At 32.4% G+C, this 6,276-nt stretch carries 9 protein-coding genes; all 9 read left to right on the top strand.

Going from position 1 to position 6,276, the window contains the following annotated elements; translation table 11 throughout:
* Positions 1-119 precede the first annotated feature (119 nt).
* The 9 genes from GZ212_RS15925 (at position 120) to GZ212_RS15885 (ending at position 6,068) form a co-directional block, all read left to right on the top strand.
* The gene (locus GZ212_RS15925) at positions 120-347 is read left to right on the top strand and encodes a hypothetical protein (RefSeq protein ID WP_166962495.1); all 228 of its coding nucleotides are present in this window, start codon (positions 120-122) and stop codon (positions 345-347) included.
* A gap of 3 nt (positions 348-350) precedes the next feature.
* On the top strand, positions 351-809 hold the full coding sequence (locus GZ212_RS15920; RefSeq protein ID WP_166962492.1) for a hypothetical protein: 459 nt from the start codon (positions 351-353) through the stop codon (positions 807-809).
* A gap of 285 nt (positions 810-1,094) precedes the next feature.
* Positions 1,095-1,358 (top strand): hypothetical protein, encoded by a 264-nt coding sequence (locus GZ212_RS15915; RefSeq protein ID WP_166962489.1) that lies wholly within the window; start codon positions 1,095-1,097, stop codon positions 1,356-1,358.
* A gap of 275 nt (positions 1,359-1,633) precedes the next feature.
* A complete protein-coding gene (locus tag GZ212_RS15910) occupies positions 1,634-2,530 on the top strand; it encodes a hypothetical protein (protein WP_166962486.1) in 897 nt (298 codons plus the stop codon).
* 159 nt (positions 2,531-2,689) lie between these two features.
* The gene (locus GZ212_RS15905; protein ID WP_166962484.1) at positions 2,690-3,175 is read left to right on the top strand and encodes a hypothetical protein; all 486 of its coding nucleotides are present in this window, start codon (positions 2,690-2,692) and stop codon (positions 3,173-3,175) included.
* A 107-nt stretch (positions 3,176-3,282) separates the two neighbouring features.
* The gene (locus GZ212_RS15900; RefSeq protein WP_166962481.1) at positions 3,283-4,095 is read left to right on the top strand and encodes a ChaN family lipoprotein; all 813 of its coding nucleotides are present in this window, start codon (positions 3,283-3,285) and stop codon (positions 4,093-4,095) included.
* A gap of 196 nt (positions 4,096-4,291) precedes the next feature.
* A complete protein-coding gene (locus GZ212_RS15895) occupies positions 4,292-4,837 on the top strand; it encodes a hypothetical protein (protein WP_166962478.1) in 546 nt (181 codons plus the stop codon).
* A 165-nt stretch (positions 4,838-5,002) separates the two neighbouring features.
* Entirely contained in the window at positions 5,003-5,515 is a 513-nt protein-coding gene (locus GZ212_RS15890) for a hypothetical protein (protein ID WP_166962476.1), read from the top strand.
* Positions 5,516-5,660: 145 nt separating this feature from the next.
* On the top strand, positions 5,661-6,068 hold the full coding sequence (locus tag GZ212_RS15885; protein WP_166962473.1) for a hypothetical protein: 408 nt from the start codon (positions 5,661-5,663) through the stop codon (positions 6,066-6,068).
* Positions 6,069-6,276: the final 208 nt, after the last annotated feature.

Below are 6,276 nucleotides of genomic sequence, written 5' to 3'. Positions count from 1 at the left end.
GCACTTTTGCTATCTTTGGTTCACGGTGGAAAATCCTTGCGGATTTTCACGCAACGAAACCATAGCCCAAAACGTTGGGCACAATTTGACCAAAAAATAAACGCAATAAAAAATATAAAATGACTTTAAACGAATTAGGAACAAAGCTCAGCGAAATGTATAACAACGCTCCAAAAGGAGATGCAGTTGCTATGATACATTTATTTGGAATTAAATATGCAAACGAAATCAAACAAAGTAATTACTCGAAAAAAGACATAATTGAACAATCTGGAATTTCAACATCATATTTGACCGAATTGACAAAAGGAGTAAAACTGGCTGAATATGTAATTCCAAAAAATTAGTTGATGAGATTTAATGTAATTTTCAAACAAAAGAATCCGGAATTTGATAAAGAATATGCCAAAGAATATCATTTTGGAAAGGAAAGTGAAAATAACTTAAAAGACCTATGGAGTAAAACCTATGGTTTGAATAATGATGTAAAAGAATATTCTATTACAGAAAACGGAGAATACAACCTTAAAGGGACTTTGACTAATGGAGAAATTATTAATGAGCTTATCCCTAATATGCAAATTTTAAGATGTTTTGACAATGAGAAAAATGAAGTTGGGAATTTTGCAGTTTCATCAAACATAATTGACAAAACTCACAAGGCATTTAACAAAAAACATAATATTACTCGCTACTATTATTATCTAAAAACTGATGAGCAATTTATCGAAGTGAAAAATGGAGTGTTTGTAAATATAACTGACATTCCTGAAAAATTAATAAAAAAAACTGTGCCCAACAATGTATAACCGCAATTACGGCGGATTCGACTACGTCCGAATCCACTCGGAATTGCTAAGGCCAATGCTAAACCGAAAATTTACGTATATTACCCCGTAACTGACGGTTATACGAACCGTTGACCGCAATAACCTCAACCTCAACAACTGCACTTCGCTTGTTGTATCGGTTGGGATACGTGAAACGAAACTCCTTGACAGTCCGTTTCTCCGGTTCCACTAATTGCGGTCAACGACTCGCGGATAACAAAAGAAAAACCTTGCAATGCTACGCATTGACTTAATATTTTAAAAATGGATTGTAACTTAATTAATAGCATTGGTTTAATTTTTGATATTATTGGAGTTATTATGCTTTTCAAATATGGATTACCTGCTGATGTATCTAAAGATGGTTATATTGGATTAGCTATACAAGAAACAAATTATGAAGACATAAGAAAATGGAAAAAATATAATTTCTGGTCTAGATTTGCACTTGTTTTATTAATATTAGGATTCATGCTACAAATAATATCTAATGTAACTTGTCTTTGTGCCACAATAAGCACGTTATAAAACCTATAACTATTCCTCCTATTAAAAAAATTACTTCCATAATACATTTATTTAGTTAAACATTAATCTTAATTTTAACCTCATGGACATGTAAAGAACAAATTACAGCGGTCAACATGGGATATCATTCATTGCTCCGCAATTGGTTTTTCTTTTGTTCGTTGCTCTTTGGGTTTCCCGCAGTTCAAATAAATTTGACTGCTCACACCAACCGCAACGAAACATATCCGCGAGTCGCTGTAAACAATGCTGAAACACCTAACCATAATTAAAAAATGAAATATGTAATAATTGCATCCGTAATAACAGCAGTTTTAGCAATTACTGCTTATATATTGGATTTTACGAACAATAAAACAGATAAAGTATTTTTAATTATAGTTGGTTCACTTTTAATTCTTAGTGGACTTTTTTTTTCTATCAGAGGCGAAGTTGTAAAAGACAAGGAATCTAAAGAACAAGCTCAGTCCCTATCCAAAACCAAAGAAAACACTGAGTTAATAATACAGAATATAAATGGAAATCTCGAAAGACTTTCAGTAATTAATGATAGCGTGGCTAAATTAAGTACAGCTCTTAGTGGAGTAGAAAACGATTTAACGGAACAGCTGAAAGTATTTAAAAATACGCTTAAACAAACAGAAATATTTGAACAAAAAGTAAGCGAACAACTAAAGCTTGAAAAGCAAAGGTTTGAATTAGAAAAACCAGAAGTTGAAGTTGTCGCTAGTTTAGAAAAAAAATCAACCGCATCTGGAAATGATTATGGAGTTTTATTTGGCTTTAGAAATTTAGGGAAAAGAACTGCAAAAGATTTTAATGCTAACGCCATAATCGGGATTGCAAGAGACAAAAAAAATATAACGGAACATATAAAAATGGAAGGTTCTCTTGAAAATTTTGATATTACATCTGCTATTTCTGGAGGAGTAGAAATTAAACTTAGGAGCGGAAATTCAATTGACGTAACGGGAATCGAAGATGATTTAAGACTTATAGTTCTACTCAAATACTCTTATAAAGATGAATTTCTTAATAAATCATTTGAAAAAGAAAATTACTTTTTTTGGTACGGATTTGACAAAACTGGACTATTGCTAGTTTCGGCTAATAATGATGATTTCACGAAAAGACTTGATAAATATATTTCGGACAACAATCTAGAATTTTGAATAAAGCACTGTTTACAACAATGTATAACCGCAATTACGGCGGATTCGACTGCGTCCGAATCCACTCGGAATTGCTAACGTCAGTGCTTAACCGAAAATCATTAACTTTAATCCCGTAACTGACGGTTATACGAGACCGTCGTTAGCACCAATGCGAAAATGGCAAACGCGATAGAAACATATTTTGAGATAAAAGACGGAATTGACTTTATCAAAATACAAGTCCTAAAGCAGAATTATCCCGACGGCGATTTGGACTGGGACAGAAATTCTTTGAATTGCAATGTTTCTGTGAAATGTGGTGCTTTTTCTGGTAGGTTTAATGCCGACTTAATGTCGTGGGACTTTGACATTTTTAAAACGGAGTTAGAATATTTGTACAACAATCTTAATCGAACAGCAATTTTCGAAGGAATTGAGAGTCAGGTCAGAATTGTTGTTCAGGGAGATGGAATTGGACACCTAAAAACAAGATGCCAAATAATGGACTACGCTGGGACTGGAAACGAACTGAATTGTGAGCTTAACTTTGACCAGACGGAACTACCTCAAATCATCGGACAATTGGAAAAAATAACAAAGGAATACAAAGTTTACGGACGAATAAATGAAAAAAGCACAGGTGCTAACAAAGAACTGAGTTAAAAACTAAGTAAATTTTCAACACTTTATTAATGCTCAACTAAAGTACCAAACCGAAAGTTAAGTCCATTAAAATCCGTAACTCACCATTCATTAAATACCCATTTAAAATGAATAGATTTTTAGAAATTATTTTTATTTGCTTGATTTTTTGCAGTTGTACAAGTAAAAGAACTGAATTAGTGCTTCTGGGAACTGTTCATCAGCCCGTGCAAAATTTTACACCAGACAGCCTTTACAATATCTTGGTTAAAGTGAAGCCAGACTTAATCCTTTTTGAGGTGGATTCTTCATTCTTCACCAAAGAGTTTGACTTTAAGAAAACTTGGGAGAGTAATGAAAATATTGCTACCGTAAGGTATATGAATAACTTTGATGTGGATGTAAGACCTTATGAATTCACAGGAAGAAATGAGTACAGGTTAAAAATTGGATCTAGACCAACAGATAACAAAGCATTGGAACTGTTAGACAGCTTTTATAAAAATAATCAGCTCAACTCGTTGAATAATAGAAAATATCAAAACTTTCTCAAGGCAAATGACACACTAAATTCATTTGCATATTTAGGTGCTAAAGCATTTAATAACCCTGAAACAGATCGAGCCGCTGAAATCAGACAAAAATACCATTATAAAGAGCTTTTGGGAATCATGTCTGAATATCCAATTTTCTCTGACACCTACCACGTTAAAAGTGATGGTGATAGTATTAGTTATTATGAAGGCTTTAAAAGGGCATCAGAATTTTGGGATTTAAGAAATCAAACAATGGCTAAAAACATTTTACATTTTGTTAGAGCATATCATGGTAAGAAAATAATAGTATTAAATGGTTACTTCCACAGGTACTATTTAAATTCTTTACTCAGGCATAAAGAAGAGAAATTGAATTTCACAATAAAAGAATTTTACGAATATTAATACAACTACCCAGAAAGAACTGAGTTAGTTATCATATCTTTTCTAAGGGAATCTTGAAACATAGTCTTATCAAAAGACAATCCTAATTTAACTCGCGAAAAATCCTCGCAACTTTATTATCTTAGTTTATTAACCCGAAATTCCTAGCGGATTTTCACGCAACGAAACTATACACAAACCGTTGTAAAACATTTGAATGAAACGATTTCTAACAATAATATTCTTACTTCTCATTTGTAATTTATCTTATGCTCAACATACTGATAGATTCAAAAAAATAGTGAGTGAACTTGAGGAAATTGAATCTAAACCAGATACAATTTTTTACGGAAATGGAAAAATTTGGTGGATAAGTACAATTACGACTTATCAGTTCAATTCTGAAAACTATTCTACTCATTCAGGAAAGCAAACTCAATACTATAAAAACGGACAAATTGCAAGCGAAGTTCTTTTAGGAAAATACGGAAATATAATATCCTGGAACTCTTATGACCGAGAAGGAAATAAAACATCTGAATCCATAACGACTGAAATCGACTCAAACGCAAATAATCTGACTGAATTTTTCGATTCCGACGAGCATATCAGTTTTAAAAGAATTGAGAAATATTATAAATGCTCATATAAACTACAAGTTTGTTATTTGTTTAAAGAAGGACAAACAGTGAACGGAAAAAAGGTCGGACTTTGGAAAACTTATACCGAAAAAGGAGAACTGAAAAAAGAAAAAAACTATTGAATAAAAAAACGTTTTACAACACAGTGTATAATTCATTGCTTCTGATTTTCCTCTCGGAAAATCCTCGCAACTTTGCTATTTTAGTTTCTTAACTCTGAAAATCCTGCGGATTTTCACGCAACGAAACTATACACAAACCGTTAGCTACCATTTGAAACGAGCTCCATGAATAGAGTAATCTTAATATTTTTTTTAACTCTTTGTTTGACTTCTTGTAAAAAGGAAATTGATTACGGAACTGACAATTTTATAACGGATGACTATCAGAAATCGGAAAAAGAATTTTACAAGTATTATGGAGGTAAGCGTGGAATAATAATATCTGATTTAGGTATTAAAAAGTTTATTGATGAATTACATGCCGACACAACAGATAATGACAAACTTGATATTCTAAAGGTTCTAGGGAGGAGAAATCTGAATTGGATTGAAAATAATGATTTAAAATATCTGATTTCCAAAATAAACTCTAAAGAAAAAGCAAAGTGTGTTATGGATGTATTTGAATCAAATATTCCTGACTCCAAAAATATGACCATCGGAAATCAAATTATATCAATCATAGAGACATACAGAAGTAAAGAAAATTATCCAAGGTATGGCTGTGAATGTAAAATTTATGACCAAGATAAGATTGACGAAATATTAAAATGGTGGAAAAATAAAAACGGTAGCTAACACCGTGTATAATTCATTGCTTCCGATTTTCCTCGCGGAAAATCCTCGCAACTTTACTATCTTAGTTTCTTATCACGAAAATCCTAGCGGATTTTCACGCAACGAAACTATACACAAACCGTTGTAGCACATTTGAGCAAAACCAATGAAAAGAATAATTCTGATTCTGATTTTAATAAATTTCACTTCTTGTGACCCAGGAGTTGTGAATAAATACGTCGTCGAAAACAAAACTGCATCTGAATTAAAAGTTGAGTCGATATTGGAATACGGAAATAGAAATACATCCGAAAAAGATTCGGTAAAAAATATCGAACTAAAACCTAAAACGGAATCAATAATTACGGAATATGGCGAAATTGGGATTGCTCACGATAAAGGAATCGATTTTCTTAAAGGAATCGATACTATAATTGTGAAAATGGATAATCGGACTTTGACCAAGAACATATATGACCGAAAAAATTGGGAGTATAAAGTGCTGAATAGCGGACTACTTTCAATGGATGAAGTAGAATATAAACTAATATTAACCGAAACCGATTTTGAATAAAAACGTGCTACAACAATGTATAACCGCAATTACGGCGGATTCGACTTCGTCCGAATCCACTCGGAATTGCTAACGGCAGTGCTTAACCGAATAATAATTACTAATTTGCCCGTAACTAACGGTTATACTAGACCGTTGTAAAACATAATGAAACAAACTTTTTGCATATTAATAACATTTCTGATATTCCAAATGTCATTTGCTTGCA

The sequence above is a fragment of the Mangrovimonas sp. CR14 genome (assembly GCF_011764015.1).
Classification (GTDB): domain Bacteria; phylum Bacteroidota; class Bacteroidia; order Flavobacteriales; family Flavobacteriaceae; genus Mangrovimonas; species Mangrovimonas futianensis.
Note: the sequence above shows the minus strand (reverse complement) of the source record. Positions and strands in the feature narration are given on the sequence as shown.

What these genes read in the sequence shown, in the direction of transcription:
- GZ212_RS15925 (WP_166962495.1), top strand. Translation starts at nt 120, where the DNA reads ATGACTTTAAACGAATTAGGAACAAAGCTCAGCGAAATGTATAACAAC.
- GZ212_RS15920 (WP_166962492.1), top strand. Translation starts at nt 351, where the DNA reads ATGAGATTTAATGTAATTTTCAAACAAAAGAATCCGGAATTTGATAAA.
- GZ212_RS15915 (WP_166962489.1), top strand. Translation starts at nt 1,095, where the DNA reads ATGGATTGTAACTTAATTAATAGCATTGGTTTAATTTTTGATATTATT.
- GZ212_RS15910 (WP_166962486.1), top strand. Translation starts at nt 1,634, where the DNA reads ATGAAATATGTAATAATTGCATCCGTAATAACAGCAGTTTTAGCAATT.
- GZ212_RS15905 (WP_166962484.1), top strand. Translation starts at nt 2,690, where the DNA reads ATGGCAAACGCGATAGAAACATATTTTGAGATAAAAGACGGAATTGAC.
- GZ212_RS15900 (WP_166962481.1), top strand. Translation starts at nt 3,283, where the DNA reads ATGAATAGATTTTTAGAAATTATTTTTATTTGCTTGATTTTTTGCAGT.
- GZ212_RS15895 (WP_166962478.1), top strand. Translation starts at nt 4,292, where the DNA reads ATGAAACGATTTCTAACAATAATATTCTTACTTCTCATTTGTAATTTA.
- GZ212_RS15890 (WP_166962476.1), top strand. Translation starts at nt 5,003, where the DNA reads ATGAATAGAGTAATCTTAATATTTTTTTTAACTCTTTGTTTGACTTCT.
- GZ212_RS15885 (WP_166962473.1), top strand. Translation starts at nt 5,661, where the DNA reads ATGAAAAGAATAATTCTGATTCTGATTTTAATAAATTTCACTTCTTGT.